Source organism: Gordonia sp. (in: high G+C Gram-positive bacteria) (genome assembly GCF_047606305.1).
In the GTDB taxonomy this organism is placed as follows: Bacteria; Actinomycetota; Actinomycetes; order Mycobacteriales; family Mycobacteriaceae; genus Gordonia.
The window spans coordinates 1-19,601 of record NZ_JASGER010000052.1 but is presented as its reverse complement, the minus strand read 5'-3'; the positions used below and the strand labels follow the sequence as shown (position 1 = coordinate 19,601).

Sequence of the window (19,601 nt, the reverse complement as noted above, 5' to 3'; positions counted from 1 at the left end):
CGGCCGCGCGCAGGCGCGCCTCGGCCTCCACCGGCGACCCTGCCCACCCGGCGAGCGCGGCGCGCAGCGTCTTGCGACGCTGCGCGAAGGCCGCGTCGACGACCTCGAACACGCGCCGACGGCTCTGCTCGTCGCGGGGGTAGTCGTCGGTCCGATCGATCCGCACCAGCCCGGACTCGACCTTCGGCTCGGGCCAGAAGACGTTCCGTCCGACCGCTCCGGCGCGCGCCACCCGGCCGAAGTACCGGGCCTTGACGCTGGGCACCCCGTAGACGCGGCTGCCCGGGTCGGCGGCCAGTCGATCGGCCACCTCGGCCTGCACCATGACCAGCGCCGTGCGCAGGGACGGCACCTCGCTCATCAGGTGCAGCAGCACCGGGACGGCCACGTTGTAGGGGAGGTTGGCGACCAGCGCCGTCGGCTCGCCGGGCAGGTCGGTCGCGCTCACCCGCAGGGCGTCGGCGGCGACGACCGTCAGTGCGTCACGCTGGGCGGGGGCGTATTCGGCGACCGTCGCCGGGAGCCGCTGAGCGAGCACCAGGTCGATCTCGACGGCGGTCACCCGGTCGACCGCGCCGAGGAGGGCCAGCGTCAGCGAGCCCAGACCCGGCCCGACTTCGAGCACGTGGTCACCGGGACCCACGTCGGCGGCGGCGACGATCCGACGCACCGTGTTGGCGTCGTGGACGAAGTTCTGCCCCAGCGTCTTGGTGGGCCGCACGCCGAGTTCGGCGGCCAGACCGCGGATCTGGACCGGGCCCAGAAGACGGGGTTCGGACTGGCTCAGCGCAGGCCCAGCTTCGCCGAGCACGACGGCCAGGCGCCCCATCCCTGGGCGGCCTGCGTCTTCTTGGCGATCTCGATCTGCTCCTCGCGGGTCGCGAGGTCGGCGCGCGGCGCGTACTTGCCGCCGCCCCACCGCAGCCAGGTGCCGGCGTCGAACTGCACGCCGCCGTAGAAGCCGTTGCCGGTGTTGATGTGCCAGTTGCCGGTGGCCTCACACTGCGCGAGCTGGTCCCACACCGAGCCCGGCGGCACGTAGGGCGCACCCGGCTTGGTGCCGACGCGGACGGTTGCGGCGACCGGCTTGGTCAGGTCCTGCGAGCCGATCTTCTTGCGCTTGGTCTCTTTGCCGTTGACCGTCGTCACCAGGTACGACACACGCGCCTGACCGGGCTTGCCCGGCTTCTCCACGACCTTGCGGCCGCTGATCAGGTTCGGGTCCTTCTTGGCGATCTCCGGCGCCGCGACCTTCTCCACCCGGCTGGACTCGCCGGTGCGGATCCGGGTCACGGTGATCTTCATGTCCTTGGTCACCGGGGTGTCGGCGGCGGGCACGACCTTGTCGGTGGGTGCGAGCGGCTTGCCGGTGCGGGCGAGGAGGTCGCCGACCGTCTGTGCACCGAGCACCGGGCGCCAGGTCGTGGTGCCGTCGGTGAGGTTCACCGGCACGGCCGGGATCACCGGGATCACCGCGCCGCTCAGCGGCAGGTTGACCAGGTCGGTCTTGGCGGCCGCGTTGGCCAGGTTCTGCTCGGCGAGCAGTTCGTCCACGGTCGCCGCCGTGGTGGTGACCTCGCGCTTGCGACCGTCGACGTCGAGGGTGACCTTCTTCTGGCGCTTGAGGGTGACCTTCTGGCCGTCCTTGAGCTTGGCACCGCGGCCGGGGAGGACGACGTCGTCGCCCGCCGGCGAGTAACCCTTGAGGCGCAGCACGGTGTTGACCGAGTTCGCCATCGTCGAGACCGAGCGCGATTGACCGTCGACCTCGAGGGTGACCGTCTTGTGCGAGGCGAGCCCGACGATGCCGCCGGCGACGAGCATGGCCAGGGCGGTGCCGACCGCGAACCGCGGCATCGGTCCGGAGCGGCGCTTGGCCGCGGTGCGCCGGGCCTTGCGCGACTGCTTGTGCGGGCTGACGTTGTGGTGCTCGGCGGGGCCGTCGCCGTCGTCCTTATGCGCGCTGACGTTGTGGGTCATCATTCGTCCTGCTCGTCACGGGGTTCGTCGACACGCCGACGAACCGCCCATCCGCGATGGGCATGTCACGAAATGATATCGAAGGGGCGACTATTCGGCCACCGGGATGTGATAGACCCGACGGGCATTGCCCCCGAGCACCGACGCCATCTCCTCGTCGGAGACGCCGCGCAGCTGCGCCAGGAAGCGGGCCGTGTAGGGCAGGCAGTAGGACTGGTTCGGCTGCCCGCGGTACGGGTGCGGCGTCAGGAACGGTGCGTCGGTCTCCACCAGGATCTGCTCGTCGGGGACGACCAGCGCGGCCCGTTGCAGTTCGGCGGCGTTGGTGAAGGTCACCGTCCCCGAGAAACTCAGCAGGTAGCCGCGGTCGACGCATTCGCGCGCGATCGCCTCGTCGCCGGAGAAGCAGTGCATGATCACCGTGTCCGGCGAGCCCTCGGCGGCCAGGATGTCGAGCAGGTCGCGATCGGCCTCCCGGTTGTGGATCATCAGCGGCTTGCCGACCCGCTTGGACAGGTCGATGTGCCAGGCGAAGGCCTGCGCCTGCACCGTCGGGGAGGCACAGTCCTCCGATCGCGACGGCCAGTAGTAGTCCAAGCCGGTCTCACCGATCGCGACGACCCGGTCGTGGCGGGCCATCTGCTCGAGTTCGGCCCCACTCGCCTCGTCGAGGTCGCCGGCGTGCATCGGGTGCAGGGCGACGGCGGCATAGACACGCGGATCCCACTCCGCCGCGGCGACCGCCCAGCGCGCGTCGACCATGTCGTCGGCGACGGTGACCACCTGCTGCACGCCGACGGCGGCCGCGCGGTCACAGATCGCGGCCACCGCGTCGGCCTCGCGCCCGCCGCAGGCGGCCAGGTGCGTGTGCGCGTCGACCAGCCCGGGCAGCGGCGCGGGATCCGGCGGTGGCTCGCGCCGACGGTTCTTCTTACTCACAGGTCCACCGTCCCCTCGATCACGGTCACCGACGCGCCGCCGATCCAGATGTCCGAGTCGTCGTCGGCCACGTAGACGCGCCCGGCGCGGCCCAGCACCGTGCCCTGCGAGGCGACGTAGCGACCGGGCACGCTCCGGGTCTTGCGCAGCCACATGGCCAATCCCGCCTGCAGGCTGCCGGTCACCGGGTCCTCGGGCACGCCGATCCCCGGCGCGAAGGCGCGTACCTCGACCGCGGCGCCGTCCGGCCCCTCACCGGGCGGGTACTCGCCCACGACCCCGACCTTCATCGCACCGAGCGCGACCATGTCGGGGGTGAGGTCGAGCACCCGTTGCGCGGACCGCAGGCGCACCCCGATCCACTCCGGTCCGTTGTCCACCCACTGGGCGTCGACGATCTCGTCCGGATTCAACCGCAGCGCGGCGGCGACCCGGTCGCGCACATGCGGTTCGACCGGTCCGCTGCGCCGCAGCGAGGGAGCCGCGAAGGCGAGGCGGTCCCCGTCGCGGCGGATCTCCACCAGGCCGATCCGGCACTCCTGCACGATCTGCCGCCGGGTCGTGGAGCCGCGCTCGAGCCAGGCGTGCGCCGAGCCGAGGGTCGGGTGACCGGCGAAGGGCAGCTCTCCCGCGGGACTGAAGATGCGCAGCCGGTAGTCGGCGGCCGGTTCCGTCGGCGTCTGGATGAAGGTCGTCTCCGACAGGTTCGTCCACCGCGCGAAGGCCGCCATCGCGGCCTCGTCGAGGCCGTCTCCGTCGCACACGACCGCCACCGGGTTCCCCGACGGTGCGCCGACCCGGCCGGGCCCCGCGACCCGCGCGAACACGTCGACTTGGGCGAAGGCGCGCTGCATGGGTCCATCCTGGCACGCGCAGATCACACTTTCTCCGCGCGCAACACCCGACACACTCGCGTAGCGTGATCCCAATGTTGGGGCTGGCCGATTCCATCACCGTCGCACTCTTCGACCTCGACGGCGTGCTGACCGACACCGCGTCGGTCCACATGACCGCCTGGACCGAGACCTTCAACGAGTTCCTCGCCCACGCGGTCGACGATCACGGGAACGCGCCCGCCCCCTTCACCCCGGCCGACTACCTGGCGCACGTGGACGGCCGCCCGCGCGAGGACGGGATCACCGGCTTCCTCTCGGCCCGTCACATCACCGTCGACAAGGCGACGGTCGAGCGCCTCGCCGAGGACAAGAACAAGCGGTTCCTGGCGATCCTCGACCGCGACGGGGTGCGCGCCTACCCCGATGCCGTCGACTACCTGACCGCGGTCCGCGACGCCGGGCTGGGCATCGCGGTGGTGACCTCGTCCAAGAACGGCGGCCCGGTGCTGGAGGCGGCGGGTTTGAGCGGCTTCGTCATCAAGCGGGTCGACGGCAACGACATCGCCGAGCGCGGTCTGGCCGGCAAGCCCGCACCCGACTCCTTCCTGCTCGGGGCCGAGTTGATGGGCGTCCCCCCCGCCGCCGCGGCCGTCTACGAGGACGCCGTGTCCGGGGTGGCCGCCGGTGCCGCCGGTGATTTCGCCGCGGTCGTCGGCGTTGACAGGACGGGTGACGCCGGCGCCGGGAGCGAAGCGAGCGGGCCGAATCAACCCGGCGCCGGGAGCGAAGCGAGCGGGCCGAATCGACCCGGCGCCGGGAGCGATCAACCGAGCGCCCATGCGAAGGCCCTCGCGGGCGCGGGCGCCACCGTCGTCGTCACCAGTCTCGACCAGCTCACCGGAGGAGCCCAGGCATGACCCACCCGCATCCCGACCCCCAGGCGCCGTTGCGTGAACTCGGCTTCGAGGTCGACCCGTGGAAACTGACGTGGAACGGGCTGCAGATGGACATCCTGTCGCGAACCGAGACCCTGTTCGCGCTGTCCAACGGGCACATCGGGCTGCGCGGCACTTTCGAGGAGGGTGAGCCCACCGAGCTGCCCGGCTCCTACCTCAACGGCTTCTACGAGCTGCGCGACCTGCCCTACGCCGAGTCCGGGTACGGCTACCCCGAGTCGGGGCAGACGGTCGTGAACGTGACCGACGGGAAGATCATCCGGCTGCTCGTCGAGGACGAGCCGATGGACCTGCGTTACGGCAAGACCGAGGAGCATTCGCGGACGTTGGACTTCCGCACCGGCACGCTGCGCCGCAACACGGTGTGGACCTCTCCGACCGGCCGCACGGTGCGGATCCGCTCGGAGCGGCTCGTGTCGTTCACCAAGCGCGCGATCGCGGCGATCCACTACGAGGTCGAGCCGCTCAGCGAGGACATGACCCTGGTCCTGCAGTCCGACCTGCTCGCCAACGAGCCGATCCCGGTGCCCGGCAACGACCCGCGGCTCGCGGCGGCGCTGGACGAGCCGCTGGTCGCGGACCTGGCGGACTGTCGCGGCTACTCGGCGGTGCTGGCGCACCACACGCGCACCTCCGAGTTGCACATGGCCGCCGGCATGGACCACACCGTCGACCTGCCCAGCGACGCGGAGACCTCGATCCGCGCCGACGGCGATCTGGCCCGCCTGACCATCTCCGCGACCATTCCGCGCGGCTCGAAGCTGACGCTGACCAAGTACATCGGCTACGGCTGGTCGGCGCGCCGGTCGGTACCGGCCCTGCGGGCCCAGGTGGAGGCGGCGCTGGCGTTGGCCGTCGACACCGGCTGGGACGAGCTGCTGGCCGATCAGGCGGCCTATCTCGACGACTTCTGGCACGACGCCGATATCGAGCTCGACGGCGACCCGGAGCTGCAGCAGGCGGTGCGGTTCGCCCTGTTCCACGTCCTGCAGGCCGGTGCCCGCGGCGAGTCGCGCGCCATCCCCGCCAAGGGGCTCACCGGACCCGGCTATGACGGCCACGCCTTCTGGGACACCGAGAGCTTCGTGCTCCCGATGCTGACCTACACGCTGCCCGCCGCGGCCGGCGAGGAGTTGCGCTGGCGACACGCGACGATGGACAAGGCCAAGGCGCGTGCGGCCGAGCTCGGCCAGCAGGGCGCCATGTTCCCGTGGCGCTCGATCAACGGCGACGAGTGCTCGGGCTATTGGCCGGCGGGCACCGCGGGCGTGCACGTCAGTGCCGACATCGCCAACGCCGTCGCCCGCTACTACAAGGCGACCGAGGACGAGCAGTTCGACGTCGAGTGCGGGGTCGAGCTGCTGGTGGAGACGGCGCGGCTGTTCTCCGGCACCGGCCATTTCGACATGAACGGCGACTTCCGGATCGACGGCGTGACCGGCCCCGACGAGTACACCGCCGTCGTGAACAACAACGTCTTCACCAACCTCGCGGTGCAGCAGAACCTGCGCGACGCGGTCGAGGCGACCCGCCGCCGACCCGACGTCGCACGCGAGCTGGGCGTCACCGACGAGGAGACCGCCCGCTGGGAGGCCTGCGCCGACGCGATGACGATCCCCTACGACGAGCAGCTGAAGGTCCACCAGCAGTGCGAGGCGTTCACTCTGCTGGGCCAGTGGGACTTCGAGGCCTCCAAGAACCGCTACCCGCTGCTGCTGAACTACCCGTACTACGACCTGTACCGCAAGCAGGTCGTCAAGCAGGCCGACCTCGTGTTCGCGATGTACACGCACGGTTTCGCCTTCGACGACGAGGCCAAGAAGCGCAACTTCGACTACTACTACCCGCTCACGGTCCGCGACTCGTCCCTGTCGGCGTGCTGCGAGGCGGTCGTCGCGGCCGAGGTCGACTACCTCGATCTGGCCTACGACCTCATGTGCGAGTCGGTGTTCACCGATCTGCACGACCTGCACGCGAACGTCGGGTCGGGGCTGCACATCGCCGCGCTCGCGGGCGCCTGGACCGACTGTGTCGCCGGTTTCGGCGGGATGCGCGACTTCGACGGCAAGATCACCTTCGCCCCGCGCCTGCCCCAGCGGCTGAACTACATGTCCTTCCGCATGATCATCCGCGGGTCGTCGATCGTCGTGGCCGTCGGTCGCGACCAGGCGACCTACCGCCTCCTGTCGGGCCCGAAGATCACCCTCGCCCACCACGGCGAGGAGTTCGTCTTGGGCAAGAAGCCGGTGACGATGTCGATCCCCGACCGGCCGTCGCTCGTCGCGCCGCACGCGCCGCCGGGCTGCGCACCCTACAGTCGCCCCGAGTAAGACGCCCCGAGTAATCTGACCAGCACTATGGCCAGCCTCCCTTCGCATGGCGACAACCGCCCGTTTTACCTGACGACGGCGATCGCCTATCCCAACGGCGCCCCGCACATCGGGCACGCCTACGAGTACATCTCCGCCGACGCCCTCGCGCGCTTCAAGCGCCTCGACGGGTTCGACGTCCGGTTCCTCACCGGCACCGACGTCCATGGGCAGAAGATGCAACAGACGGCGCAGGCGCAGGGCATCGCGACGGCCGACCTGGCGACGAAGAACTCCGACGAGTTCCAGGCGCTGCAGGAGCGGCTCGGCTCGAGTTTCGACCGCTTCATCCGCACCTCCGACGCGGACCACAAGCGGGCCTCCCAGGAGATCTGGAAGCGGATGGAGGCGAACGGCGACATCTACCTCGACTCGTATTCGGGGTGGTACGACGTGCGCGACGAGACTTTCGTGAACGAGGACGACACGACGGTCGACGAGAAGGGCGAGCGCGTGGCCACCGAGAACGGCCACGTCCTGACCTGGACCGAGGAGCAGACCTACTTCTTCCGCCTGTCGAAGTACCAGGACAAGCTGCTCGAGCTGTACACCGCCGACCCCGGCTTCATCGGCCCGGACGTGCGCCGCAACGAGGTCAAGAGCTTCGTCTCCGGCGGCCTCAAGGACCTGTCGATCTCGCGCACCACCTTCGACTGGGGCGTGCCGGTGCCCGACGCCGACGGCCACGTCATGTACGTGTGGGTCGACGCCCTGACCAACTACCTCACCGGTGCCGGCTTCCCCGACGACCCGCAGCTCTACGACCGCTACTGGCCGGCCGACCTGCACATCATCGGCAAGGACATCATCCGCTTCCACTGTGTGTACTGGCCGGCGTTCCTGATGAGCGCGGGGCTGGAGCTGCCGCGTCGCGTCTACGCCCACGGCTTCCTGTTCAACAACGGGGAGAAGATGAGCAAGTCGGTCGGCAACGTCGTCGACCCGGTGGAGCTGATCAACGCCTTCGGCCTCGACCCGGTGCGCTACTTCTTCCTGCGCGAGGTCCCCTACGGCCAGGACGGCTCCTACTCGGCCGAGTCGATGATCGCGCGCATCAACGCCGATCTCGCCAACGAGTTCGGCAACCTGGCCCAGCGCACCGCGTCGATGATCGGCAAGTATTTCGACGGTCGGGTGCCCCAGGCCGGCGAGTTCACCGACGACGATTCGGCGCTGCTCACCCGGGCGGCGGGCCTGCTGCCGGCGGTGCGCGAGCACTTCGACGCCCAGGCGATCCACCTGGGCCTGGAGGCGCTGTGGCAGACGCTGGCCGAGACGAACCGCTACATCTCCGCGCAGGAGCCGTGGAAGCTCGCCAAGACAGACCTGCCGCGCACCGCGACGGTCCTGTACGTGTGCGCCGAGGTGGTGCGCGTCGTGGCGCTGTTGGCCCAACCGGTCATGCCCGAGTCGTGCGGCGCGATCCTCGACCAGCTCGCCGTCCCCGCCGACGCCCGTGACTTCACCGCCGTCGAGGTGCGGCTCGCACCGGGCACCCCGCTGCCCAAGCCGACGCCCGTCTTCCCGCGCCTCGAGGCGCCCGCACAGGACTGACCGGCGATGAGCCCCAGCGCGCTCGACGTGCTGCGGTCGCTGCACCGGCACACCCGTGACGCCGGGCTCCCCCCGCCGGCCGCGCTGATCGGTTCCTGGCTCGGCGCCGACGCCGTCCTCGCGCCGTCGCTCGAGCTCGTCGACGGATTGGCCCCGCCGGACCGACCCGACCGCTTCTGGCTGGGCCATCTGAGCTTCCCCGTCGACGTCCAGAGCGCGCGCTTCCCCGCGGTCGCCGGCGGTCTCACCGATTCGGTGCTGATCCTGCGCGGCGGCGACTGGGAGTACCACGACGTGACCGGGGCCCCGGCTCCCGACTGGGTACGCGCCGCCCTCTCGCCGACCGTGCCCAGAATCTCGCCGACCGTGCCCGGATTTCCGCCGACCGTGCCCGGATTTCCGCCGAGCGTGCCCTTGTCCACGCACTGGCAACCCCCCTCGGCGCAGCGCCGGGCCGATCACCGTCGGGCGGTGCTCGACGCCCTCGACGCTATCAGCGCGGGCGAGATCTACCAGGCGTGTATCTGCACGCGGCTCGACGGAACACTCACCGGCGATCCACTCGACTTCTTCAGCACCGTGGCCGCGGGCACCGCCCCGGCCAAGGCGGCTTTCCTGCAGGGGAATTGGGGTGCGGTCGCGTCCTTCTCCCCCGAGTCCTTCCTGCACCGCGACGGGCGTCGTGTCACGTCGTCGCCGATCAAGGGGACGCTGCCCGCGGACGGCGATCCGCGCGACCTGGCGACCTCGGTCAAGGACGTCGCCGAGAACGTGATGATCGTCGACCTGGTCCGCAACGACCTGGGCAGGGTGGCCGAGACCGGGTCGGTGACCGTCCCGGAACTGTTGACCGTGGTCGGCGCCCCGGGCGTCTGGCACCTGGTCTCGACGGTCGCGGCCGAGCTCGGCGAGCAGGTCGGCAACGACGCGCTGCTGGCGGCCGCCTTCCCACCGGCGTCGGTGACCGGCACGCCGAAGATCCGCGCGGCCGAGCTGATCGGCCGGTGGGAACACCTGCCCCGCGGGGTCTACTGCGGTGCCGTCGGCATCGCCGGCCCCGACCACGCACTGGACCTGTCGGTGGCGATCCGCACGGTCGAGATCGATCCGGGTGGTGCGATGCGCCTGGGCGTCGGCGGCGGGATCACGATCGACTCCGATCCCGACCGCGAGTGGCAGGAGTGCCTGGACAAGGCCGCCGCGATCATCGGGGCAGCGCGGCCTCGTACAGCTCGCGCTTGGAGACCCCCGTCTCCCCGGCGACCTGCCCGCAGGCGTCCTTGAGGCGCATCCCCTTCTCGACGAGGTCCTGCACCCGCTCGACGAGGTCGTCGACCGACGGTTGGGGCGCGACCCCGGGCGCGAGGACGACGGTGATCTCCCCCTTCACCCCGCCGGCCGCCCATGCGGCGACCTCGGCCAGCGTCCCGCGCCGGACCTCTTCGTAGGTCTTGGTCAGTTCCCGGCACACGGCGACGCGGCGCTCGCCGCCGAGGACGGCCACCGCGTCGGCCAGCGTGTCGGCCAGCCGGTGCGGCGAGTCGAAGAACACGACGGTGCGCGGCTCGGCGGCCAGCTGCTGCAGCCACGTCCGGCGCGCAGCGGACTTGCGCGGCGCGAAGCCGTCGAAGCAGAACCGCTCACACGGCAGACCCGACACCGCGAGCGCCGTCGTCACCGCGGACGGGCCGGGCAGGCAGGTGATCGGCAGATCCTTGTCGGCACAGGCGGCGACCAGGCGAAAGCCCGGGTCGCTGACCGACGGCATGCCCGCGTCGGTGATGACGAGCACCGTCCGCCCCGCCTCGATCGCCTCGACGAGCCCGGGCGTGCGGGCCGCCTCGACCTGGTCGTAGTAGCTGATCAGCTTGCCGCCGATCGTGACGCCCAGCCCGGCAGCCAGGGACCGGGCTCGACGGGTGTCCTCGGCCGCGACGATGTCCGCGGTTTCCAATGCGGCGCGCAGGCGCGGCGAGGCGTCGTCGAACTGACCCATCGGCGTCGCGCCCAACACCAAGCGTCCATCCATGGGCCCCACCCTAGAGGTCGCTACCATCGACCGGGTGACGGCAGCGCAGGAGAACGCCCCGAGTGGTTGGCTGCTCGTGCGCGCGCCGTCGGGTGGCCCGATCAGCACCGAGGCCCTGGGCCGGCGCCCGGGCCGGGCGGTCCCCGAGCCGGTGTTCGGCGCCGACGACACCCGTCGCGGGCTCGTGGTCGGCCTGGTGATCACACTGCTCGCCGCCGTGACCCGACTGTGGGACCTGACCCACCCGACCGACAAGGGCACCCCGGTCTTCGACGAGAAGCACTACGTGCCGCAGGCGTGGCAGGTCCTGACCGGCGGCAACTGGATCGAGGACGACCCGGCGTACGGCCTCGTCGTCCACCCGCCGGTCGGCAAGTGGCTCATCGCGATCGGGCAATCGGTCTTCGGCTACGGCCCGATGGGCTGGCGGATCATGTCGGCGCTGGCGGGCATCGGCATCGTGGTGATGGTCTACGCCGTCGCCCGCCGGATGGCCCGGTCGACGCTGGTCGGCGCGATGGCCGGGGTGCTCGCGATCTGCGACGGCGTGCTGTTCGTGCAGTCGCGGATGGGGATGCTCGACATCTTCCAGGCGTTCTTCATCGTCGCGGCCTTCACCGCGCTGATCGCCGACCGCGACCAGACGCGCCGGCGCCTGGACGAGGCGTACCGCGCCGGGACCGCCACCGCCTCCGCCTTCGGGCCGCGATTCGGTTTCCGCTGGTACCGGTTCACCGCGGGGGTGATGCTCGGCCTGGCCTGCGGGACGAAGTGGTCGGGCATCTACTTCGTCGTCGCCTTCACGCTGATGTCGCTGGCCTTCGACGTGGCGGCCCGCCGCGACTACGGGATCGCGCGGCCGTGGGCCGGGGTGCTGCGCCGCGACGTCGTACCATCGTCGCTGAGCCTGGCCGTCATGCCGATCGCCATCTACCTGGCCGCCTTCGTCCCGTGGTTCGCGTCGGAGACCTCGGTGTACCGCTACGAGGTGCACGACCCGGGGCACGGCCCGCTGCGCTGGGTCCCGGTGGCGTGGCAGTCGTTCTGGCACTACCAGTCGGGGATCCTCAAGTTCCATGCCGGCCTGACCAACGCCGCCGGCAACCACCACCCGTGGGAGTCGAAGCCGTGGACGTGGCCGATGGGTCTGCGGCCGATGCTCTACGCCGTGGAAACCGGGCCGGACAAGTGCGGCAGCGGCGACTGCGCCCGTGTGCAGATGTTGATCGGCACCCCGATGATCTGGTGGTTCGCCCTGCCGGTGCTCGCCTGGGCGCTGTGGTCCTTCGCCGCCCGCCGCGACTGGCGCTACGGCGCCGTCGTCGTCGGCTACGGCGCCGCGTTTGCCCCGTGGTTCGCCGAGATCGACCGCCAGATGTACTTCTTCTACGCCACCGCGATGGCCCCGTTCCTGATGATCGCGCTGGCGCTGTGCCTGGGCGACGTGCTGCGCCGGGCGGCGGCGATCCCCAAACGCGCGGACGGGTCGCCCGCCGACAAGCAGATCCTGCTGGTGGCGGCCGTCGCCTGCTACCTCGCGCTGGTGATCGTGAACTTCGCGTGGCTCTGGCCGGTGCTGACCGGGGTACCGATCACCAAGCTCCACTGGCACCAGGAGATCTGGTTGCCGAGCTGGTCCTAGTCCGACGCCGCCGCGTCCAGCCGCGCCGGCGGGACGTGATCGTCACGGCGTCGGATGAGCGGGTCGTGGCGGATGTCGCGCACGAAGGACACGCACAGCGCGATCATCACGATCACGAACGGCAGGGCGGCGAGGATCGCCATCTGTTTCACCCCGGTCAGCGCGTCGGCACTGCCGTCGTCCCCACCTCCGACGACCAGGAGCAGGATCGCCACTCCGCCGGTCAGCACACCCCAGAACACGGTGATCCACCGGCTCGGCTCGGGGGCGCCGTGTTCGCTCAGCGTTCCCATCACCAGCGACGCCGAGTCGGCCCCGGTGATGAAGAAGATCCCGACGAGCACCATCACCAGCACCGACGCAATCCCGGTCCACGGCAGGTGGCGCAACACGTCGAACAGCAGCGACTCCTCGTCGCCGTCGTGCCCGACCCGATAACCCGCGCCCTCGTTCTGCTGGCGGATCGCGGTGCCGCCGAAGATCGAGAACCACACCAGCGAGAACGAGCTCGGCACCACCATCACGCCCACGACGAACTCGCGGATGGTGCGCCCGCGGCTGATCTTGGCCAGGAACATGCCGACGAACGGCGTCCACGACACCCACCACGCCCAGTAGAAGATGGTCTGCGCGGCGAGCCACTCCTGACCGGCCGCGTCGACGGTGGCCGCCGACCGCGCCGACAGTGCGGTGATCTGGTCGAGGTAGGAGCCCAGCGTCGTGGGCAGCACGTTGAGCACGAACACGGTCGGGCCGACCAGGAAGACGAAGACCGCCAACACCACCGCGAGCACCATGTTGGTGTTCGACAGCCATTGGATGCCCTTGGCGACGCCGGAGACCGCTGATGCGACGAACGCCGCGGTCAGCACCGCGATGATGGCCACGAGCAGCATCTTCGACGGGTTGGACACCCAGTGGACGGCCTCCAGGCCCGAGCCGATCTGCAGCGCACCCAGGCCGAGCGAGGCGACCGTGCCGAACAGCGTCGCGAAGATCGCCAATCCGTCGATGAGCTTGCCGGCCGGCCCCGCGGCCCGGCGGGAGCCCAACAGCGGCGCGAACGCCGCCGACAGCAGCTGGCCGCGTCCCATCCGGTATGTCGAGTAGCCCAGGGCCATGCCGACGACCGCGTACATCGCCCACGGGTGCAGGCCCCAGTGGAACATCGTCGTCGCCATCGCGGCGGGCAGGTGGTTGGCCACCGCGCCGCTGGGCACCTTCACAGTGGTGCCGGGCGGCTCCTGGACGAAGTGCAGCAGCGGCTCGTAAGCGCCGAAGAACATCAGGCCGATGCCCATCCCGGCGGCGAACATCATGGCGATCCAGCTGACGGTCCGATACTCGGGCTCCTCGCCGTCGCGCCCGAGCGGGATCCGCCCGTACCGGGTGCAGGCGATGACGACCGCGAAGACGACGAAGCCGCTGGCCGCGCTGAGGTACAGCCAGCCCATGTTGGCGGTGACCCAGTCCATGACCTCGGACGTGGTCGAGCGCATCGAGCCCGGGGCGATGATCCCCCAGGCGACGAAGGCTCCGATCACCAATGCGGTCGGGATGAAGACGGCGCGGTCGAGCCGCGGTTTGCTCTCAGGTTGGGCGTCCACCGCCCCACCATAAGCAGATCGCTACGGCGATACGGTCACTCGGCCCGCACGATCATCACCGGGCACTCGGCCTGCTGGAGCACCTTCTGGCTGGTCGAGCCGAGCAGCAGGCCCTTGAACCCGCCGCGGCCGCGGCTGCCGACCACGATGAGCGACGCCTTGCGCTCGCCGGCCGCCGAAATGATGGCCTTGCCCGGGTCGTCCGGCACGACGATCCGCTGGACCTCGACGTCCGGGTAGTCCTGCGAGTAGCCGGCCAGCCGTTCGGCGACGGCCTCGGTCGCCTCGGTGCTCATCCGCTCGACCGCCTCGGGCTCGATGCCGTACCCGTGCAGGGCATCGGCGTCGAGCTGGGACCAGGTGTGGACCGCGACGAGCGGCACCTTCAGCGAGTCGGCCTGCCGGTAGGCCTCCTTGACCGCCGGGTCGCTGACCGGGGTGTCGCCGACGCCGACGACGACCGGTCCGCTGCCGACCTCGTCGCCGATGACGACGACGCGGCCCTCGTAGTGGGCGGCGATGGTGACGCCCACCGAGCCGAGCAGCAGCCCCTTGACGCTGCCCAGACGACGGGTGCCGATGACGATGGCGGTCGCGTCCTTGCCGACCTCGAGCAGGGTGCGGGCCGCATCGCCCTCGCCCACGCTGGTGCGCACGCGGACGTCCGGCTCGGCCTCCAGGGCCGCGGCGGCCGCCTTCTGGACGGCGTCCTTGGCCTCGTTCGCGATGGCCTCGACGACGTCCTGCGGGATCACCAATCCGGGGGCGTAGTTGCTCGTGCTGGCGTCGTACGCGCCGACAATGTGCAGTTCCGACTCTTCGCGCGCGGCCAGGGCGGCGGCCCAGCGGGCGGCGTGCAGCGACGTATCGGTGTTGTCGACTCCGACGACGACAGTGGGCATTGCTCCTCCTCGATTGCGGCGGCGCACGGCCGGTGACCGGGCCTGAACTCCATCGTTGCCCCAGCCGCCGGGGGCGTCAAACGAAGTACCCTGGCATAGGGTGAATCGGGACGTATTGCCCGGTCCAGCACCTGATTGTTCACCCCCTGTTCGCACCGGATTCCCCGCCGAGGAGTGCCCCCGACCGTGACCACCGACCCGACCGTCCGACGCGCCTTCATCCACGGCTGCGTCACCGTCGCGCTCGCCTTCACCTCGCTGCTCCTCGGGATCGCCCACGGCGACGGCACGATGCGATCGGTGCTCCTTGCCGGGTGTCCGGTGATCATGCTGCTCGGCGCGGTCGCCGCGGGGGTGCGGACCTACCGCGCGTGGCAGACCCGCGACCGATTCCCGGTCTGGCAGGCGCTGCTGTGGTTCCTGCTGACGATGGCCCTGTTGACGTTCATGAGCGTCATGCCCGAGGTGTTGGGCCTGTCGCCGGCCTGAGCGGCGGAGTAACCTGGGTCACACCGGATGTGGATCGTGTCGGCGTCTACTGTTCCCCCAGCCGCGTCAGACCATTACAATGTGTATTGAGACATTAGGTCGTTCCGCTAACCATGGAGGTCGACGATGACCAGCACGTTGGAACCCGCACAGTTCGAGTCGAACATCGAGGAGTACCTGCCGGTCGGCAAGACTGATGCCGTCGAGGACTATGACCAGGTGCTCGACGACCTGTCGGACGCCTCGGTGCACCGCAACTTCGACCCCTACGACGACATCGACTGGGATGCGCCCTACATGGCCGTCGTGCCGAACGACAAGCGCTGGATCATGTCCAAGCACGACCCGGTCGGCCGCCACCCGTGGTTCGCCCAGCAGCCCGTCGAGAAGCAGATCGCGATGGGGATGTGGCGCCAGGCCAATGTGGCCAAGGTCGGCCTGCAGTTCGAGTCGATCCTCATTCGCGGCCTCATGCAGTACTCGGCGGCCCTGCCCAACGGGTCCAAGGAGTTCCGGTACACCACCCATGAGGCCAAGGAGGAGTGCAACCACACCCTGATGTTCCAGGAGTTCGTGAACCGCACCGGCATCAACGTGCCCGGCGGCCCGCGCTGGTTCCGCCGGATCTCACCGATCATCCCGCTGTTCTCGACGATCTTCCCGAGCATCTTCTACTTCGGCGTGCTCGGCGGCGAGGAGCCGATCGACCACATCCAGAAGGAGTTCCTGCGCAAGGATCAGAACCTGCACCCGACGATGCAGGCGATCATGCAGCTGCACGTGGCCGAGGAGGCCCGGCACATCTCCTTCGCCCATCACCTCCTGCGCGAGAGGATCCCGCAGAAGGGGGCAATCCAGCGGTTCCTCTTGTCCATTGCCATGCCGATCGTCATGCGCGTCCTGTGCGACGTCATCGCCGAACCTCCGCGCCAGTTCCGCAAGCAGTTCGACATCCCCCGCTCGGTGTGGAAGGACCTGTTCTGGCGCTCGCCCGAGTCCAAGCAGTTCCTGGTCAACGTGTTCGGCGACGTCCGGATGCTCGCCGAGCAGTGCGGGCTGATCAACCCGGTCTCGGCCCGCGTGTGGCGCCTGATGCGCATCGCCGGCCGCCCGTCGCGCTACCGCAGCGAGCCGACCTACACCGCCGCGGCCTAGGCCGCGCACCCACCCCGGCCCACGGGCCGGGGTGACTCACGAAAGCAGCCCCTTTCATGCCCCACGTCGTCACCCAGGCGTGCTGCGGCGACGCGTCCTGCGTCTACGCATGCCCCGTCAACTGCATCCACCCGACGCCCGACGAACCCGATTTCGGCACCGCCGAGATGCTCTACATCGATCCGGCGACCTGCGTCGACTGCGGCGCATGCGTCACCGCGTGCCCGGTCGGGGCGATCGTCCCCGGTCACCGCCTCACCCCCGAGCAGCAGCCGTTCGTCGGGGTGAACGCCGCCCACTACGACGCCGACCTCTTCGCGAACGAGAAGCGCTTCCCGGTGGACATGGGCAAGCGGCTGCCGCTGGCACCGGTCACCACTCCCCGACCGCTGCAGGCACCGCCGCAGCACGTCGCGATCGTCGGGTCGGGACCGTCGGCGATGTACGCCGCCGACGAGTTGCTGCGCCTGCCGAACGTCACCGTCACGATGTACGAGCGCCTGGCCAAGCCGTTCGGCCTCTCCCGCTACGGCGTCGCGCCCGACCACACGCACACGCGCGCGGTGATGCACCTGTTCGACGACATCGCGCGCCACCCACGGCTGCGGATCCTGCTCAACTGCGAGATCGGGCGCGACCTGTCCCTCGACCAGCTGCGCGAGCGGCACGACGCCGTGCTGTGGGCCGGCGGCGCCCCCACCGACAAGTCCCTCGACATCCCCGGGACCGAGGCCGACGGGTTCGCGTCGGCGACCTCGATGGTCGGCTGGTACAACGACCACCCCGACTTCGTCGACGCGCGGTTCGACCTGTCGACCGAGCGCGTCGTCGTCATCGGCAACGGCAACGTCGCCCTCGACGTGGCGCGCATCCTCACCGGCGACCCCGACGCCCTCGAGAAGACCACCATCTCCCGGCCCGCACTGGCCGCGCTGCGCTCCCGCGGGATCGGCGAGGTGCTCGTCGTCGGCCGTCGCGGTCCGCTGCAGGCCGCATTCACCCTGCCCGAGCTCATCGGACTGGCGGAATCGGGTGCGTCGATCGTGGTGGACCCGACGGAACTGGACGGCGTCGTCGCCGATCCCGACGACATCACCGCCGGACTCAAACTCGCCGAGCTCGGTGAGATCGCCGCGAATCCGCCCGCCCGGGACCCGTCGCGACCGGTCATCCGGTTCGCATTCGGCCTCGCACCGCAGGAGATCCTCACCGACCGGGGCCGGGTCACCGGAGTGCGGTTCGCCCGCAACAGCATCTCCGCCGACGGCACGGCGACACCGACCGGCGAGACCGTCGACGTCGACGCCGGGTTGGTGCTGTCCTCGATCGGCTACCACGGGGTCCCGGTACCCGGTCTCCCGTTCGACGAGAGGCGCGGGGTCATCCCCAACGACCACGGCCGGGTGATGGACGGCGATCGGCCGGTCTCGGGCGTCTACGTCACCGGCTGGATCAAGCGCGGACCGACCGGCTTCATCGGCACGAACAAGACCGACTCGATCGACACGATCGCCTCGTGGCGGGCCGACGTGGAGTCCGCCGCGGCGGCCACGACCTAGTCGAAGCGCTGGACGGTCTGCTCCGGCAGATACCGCTCCCACCCCGGATCACCGGTCTTCGCGAACGACAGCCACGCCGCATGCATGGCGTCGGCAACCGCCTGGGACGCGTCGGGACCGGTGAGTGATCGACCGTCGGCCAGGTGGTCGAAGACATACGGGAGTTCGACCGCGTGCCCGGCTCCGATGTTCGCCTCGTTGTTGGGGACGCCGAACTCGAACAGGTGGGTCGGGTCGTCGGGTCGTAGTCGGGCCAACTCGACGGTGCCGTCGCGGAAGGCGATGTCGGTGAGCACCATGCAGAGCGCGTCGCCGAGGTCGGTGCCGGCCGCCAGGTGCTCGTCGAGACGGGCGATGCCGCCGTCATAGCCGCCGACCATGGCGCGGGCCATGTCCTCGGTGACCACCGCGGTGACGCCCGTGGGAACGAGGAAGAGTCGGAATTCGTCGGCGTTCCAGCCGGCGATGAGCGGGATGCCGCTGCCGGCTCCCGCGGCGATCGACGACGCGGGGACATCGGGCAGCACCTCGCCGTCGAGGACCGGCGCGACCGTCATGATCCCCATGCCGGCCTTGACCACCGACTCGCCGAAGACCGCCGGATTCGGGTCCAGCTGGGCCTGCAGCGCCAGATCGGTCTGGGCCTTGAGCAGCCGATCGGTCGAGACCGACGCGAACCCCGCCGCGTCCGGGGTCACCTCGAGCAACCCGGCCAGCATCGCGGTGACCTTGCGTGCGTCCTGGACGGCGAAGACTGCGTTGCCGTTGCCGCTCTGCATGATCGCCCGGTGGAACAGCCCGCGTGCCATTGGCGAGGACAGCAGCGACGCGGTGCTCATCGCGCCGGCGGACTCGCCGAACACCGTGACGTTGTCGGGGTCGCCACCGAAGGCGGCGGCGTTCTCCCGGACCCATGTCAACGCGGCGATCTGGTCGCGCAGGCCGCGGTTCTCCGGAGCACCCTCGATGGAGGCGAAGCCGGGGATGCCGAGGCGGTAGTTGATCCCGACGAACACGACGCCGCCGCGGGCAAAGGTGTCACCGGCGTAGATCTTCAGCCGGTTGGAACCGCGCGTGAAGGCACCGCCGTGGATCCACACCATCACCGGCAACCCGGCACCCGGGGAGGGGTCGGGGGTCCAGACGTTGGCGTTCAGGTACTCGTCGCCGAGCTCGATGTCGTTGGCGAGCAGCGCCGCGATGGGCTTGGGGTAGCCGACCTGCGGAGCGGTCGGACCGTATTCGGTGCCATCGCGCACACCCTCCCACGGCTGGTGCGGTGCGGGTGCGGCGAAGGCCGCCGCACCGACGGGCGGCGCCGCGTAGGGCACCCCGAGGAAGGCCGCGACTCCGTCGCGCCACACCCCTCGCACCGCCCCGGTGGTGGTCGTGACAATCGGTTCGGGTGCGGGATCGGCAGAGTCGGCCATATCCCCAACCTACCGATCCGAACGGCCGGCAGGGCCGGTTTGCCGGGTGGGCGGCGGGCCCACCCGGAACGATCAGCGCGCCGCGCTGGCCTGCCCGCTGCGTCGGCTGCGCCCACGGTTGCCGCCCTGGCCGCGGCTGCTGCCGCCCTGGCGG

At 70.3% G+C, this 19,601-nt stretch carries 16 protein-coding genes; 8 read left to right on the top strand and 8 right to left on the bottom strand.

Translation table 11 applies throughout. The annotated features are described in order from the left end of the window. From rsmA to QM634_RS08340, 4 genes are all read right to left on the bottom strand, one after another. On the bottom strand, window positions 1-820 hold an 820-nt coding region (rsmA, locus tag QM634_RS08355; RefSeq protein ID WP_415042317.1), incomplete at its 3' end, for a 16S rRNA (adenine(1518)-N(6)/adenine(1519)-N(6))-dimethyltransferase RsmA. Beyond that, window positions 784-1,857 (bottom strand): transglycosylase family protein, encoded by a 1,074-nt coding sequence (locus QM634_RS08350; RefSeq protein WP_415042316.1) that lies wholly within the window; start codon window positions 1,855-1,857, stop codon window positions 784-786. The genes QM634_RS08350 and rsmA, both read right to left, overlap by 37 nt. A gap of 213 nt (window positions 1,858-2,070) precedes the next feature. Next, the gene (locus QM634_RS08345; protein ID WP_415042314.1) at window positions 2,071-2,919 is read right to left on the bottom strand and encodes a TatD family hydrolase; all 849 of its coding nucleotides are present in this window, start codon (window positions 2,917-2,919) and stop codon (window positions 2,071-2,073) included. Next, window positions 2,916-3,773, bottom strand: a complete 858-nt coding sequence (locus tag QM634_RS08340) for a PhzF family phenazine biosynthesis protein (RefSeq protein WP_415042313.1) — start codon at window positions 3,771-3,773, stop codon at window positions 2,916-2,918. Before QM634_RS08340 ends, QM634_RS08345 begins: the two co-directional genes overlap by 4 nt. A 74-nt stretch (window positions 3,774-3,847) precedes the next feature. Here QM634_RS08340 and QM634_RS08335 point away from each other — a divergent pair, with 74 nt between their 5' ends. Genes QM634_RS08335 through QM634_RS08320 form a run of 4 tightly spaced genes read left to right on the top strand, consistent with a single transcriptional unit; the run spans window position 3,848 to window position 9,918 of the window. Beyond that, the gene (locus QM634_RS08335) at window positions 3,848-4,672 is read left to right on the top strand and encodes a beta-phosphoglucomutase family hydrolase (protein WP_415042315.1); all 825 of its coding nucleotides are present in this window, start codon (window positions 3,848-3,850) and stop codon (window positions 4,670-4,672) included. Continuing rightward, window positions 4,669-7,041, top strand: a complete 2,373-nt coding sequence (locus tag QM634_RS08330; RefSeq protein ID WP_415042312.1) for a glycoside hydrolase family 65 protein — start codon at window positions 4,669-4,671, stop codon at window positions 7,039-7,041. Before QM634_RS08335 ends, QM634_RS08330 begins: the two co-directional genes overlap by 4 nt. 27 nt (window positions 7,042-7,068) lie before the next feature. Further along, a complete protein-coding gene (gene metG, locus QM634_RS08325; protein ID WP_415042311.1) occupies window positions 7,069-8,634 on the top strand; it encodes a methionine--tRNA ligase in 1,566 nt (521 codons plus the stop codon). Window positions 8,635-8,640: 6 nt separating this feature from the next. Continuing rightward, window positions 8,641-9,918, top strand: coding sequence for an aminodeoxychorismate synthase component I (locus QM634_RS08320; RefSeq protein ID WP_415042310.1), 1,278 nt, complete (start codon window positions 8,641-8,643; stop codon window positions 9,916-9,918). On the opposite strand, the gene rsmI is transcribed toward QM634_RS08320, so the two are convergent. Next, entirely contained in the window at window positions 9,839-10,663 is an 825-nt protein-coding gene (gene rsmI / locus QM634_RS08315; protein ID WP_415042309.1) for a 16S rRNA (cytidine(1402)-2'-O)-methyltransferase, read from the bottom strand. The two genes, QM634_RS08320 and rsmI, sit on opposite strands and share 80 nt — an antisense overlap. 34 nt (window positions 10,664-10,697) lie before the next feature. On the opposite strand from rsmI, the gene QM634_RS08310 reads away from it, so the two are divergent. After that, on the top strand, window positions 10,698-12,305 hold the full coding sequence (locus QM634_RS08310) for a dolichyl-phosphate-mannose--protein mannosyltransferase (protein WP_415042308.1): 1,608 nt from the start codon (window positions 10,698-10,700) through the stop codon (window positions 12,303-12,305). On the opposite strand, the gene QM634_RS08305 is transcribed toward QM634_RS08310, so the two are convergent. Together QM634_RS08305 and QM634_RS08300 are read right to left on the bottom strand one after the other, a co-directional pair. Next, window positions 12,302-13,912 (bottom strand): BCCT family transporter, encoded by a 1,611-nt coding sequence (locus QM634_RS08305; RefSeq protein ID WP_415042307.1) that lies wholly within the window; start codon window positions 13,910-13,912, stop codon window positions 12,302-12,304. The two genes, QM634_RS08310 and QM634_RS08305, sit on opposite strands and share 4 nt — an antisense overlap. A 35-nt stretch (window positions 13,913-13,947) precedes the next feature. After that, the gene (locus QM634_RS08300; RefSeq protein ID WP_415042306.1) at window positions 13,948-14,814 is read right to left on the bottom strand and encodes a universal stress protein; all 867 of its coding nucleotides are present in this window, start codon (window positions 14,812-14,814) and stop codon (window positions 13,948-13,950) included. A gap of 186 nt (window positions 14,815-15,000) precedes the next feature. On the opposite strand from QM634_RS08300, the gene QM634_RS08295 reads away from it, so the two are divergent. From QM634_RS08295 to QM634_RS08285, 3 genes are all read left to right on the top strand, one after another. Further along, window positions 15,001-15,303, top strand: coding sequence for a hypothetical protein (locus QM634_RS08295; protein ID WP_415042305.1), 303 nt, complete (start codon window positions 15,001-15,003; stop codon window positions 15,301-15,303). A 126-nt stretch (window positions 15,304-15,429) separates the two neighbouring features. Then, window positions 15,430-16,458: an AurF N-oxygenase family protein gene (locus QM634_RS08290; RefSeq protein ID WP_415042304.1), complete on the top strand. Its 1,029-nt coding sequence runs from the start codon at window positions 15,430-15,432 to the stop codon at window positions 16,456-16,458. Between the two features lie 56 nt (window positions 16,459-16,514). Continuing rightward, complete coding sequence (locus QM634_RS08285; RefSeq protein ID WP_415042303.1) at window positions 16,515-18,017, top strand: FAD-dependent oxidoreductase; 1,503 nt, start codon at window positions 16,515-16,517, stop codon at window positions 18,015-18,017. Here QM634_RS08285 and QM634_RS08280 read toward each other — a convergent pair. Continuing rightward, window positions 18,014-19,447: a carboxylesterase/lipase family protein gene (locus QM634_RS08280; RefSeq protein ID WP_415042302.1), complete on the bottom strand. Its 1,434-nt coding sequence runs from the start codon at window positions 19,445-19,447 to the stop codon at window positions 18,014-18,016. The genes QM634_RS08285 and QM634_RS08280 overlap by 4 nt on opposite strands. Between the last annotated feature and the right edge of the window lie 154 nt (window positions 19,448-19,601).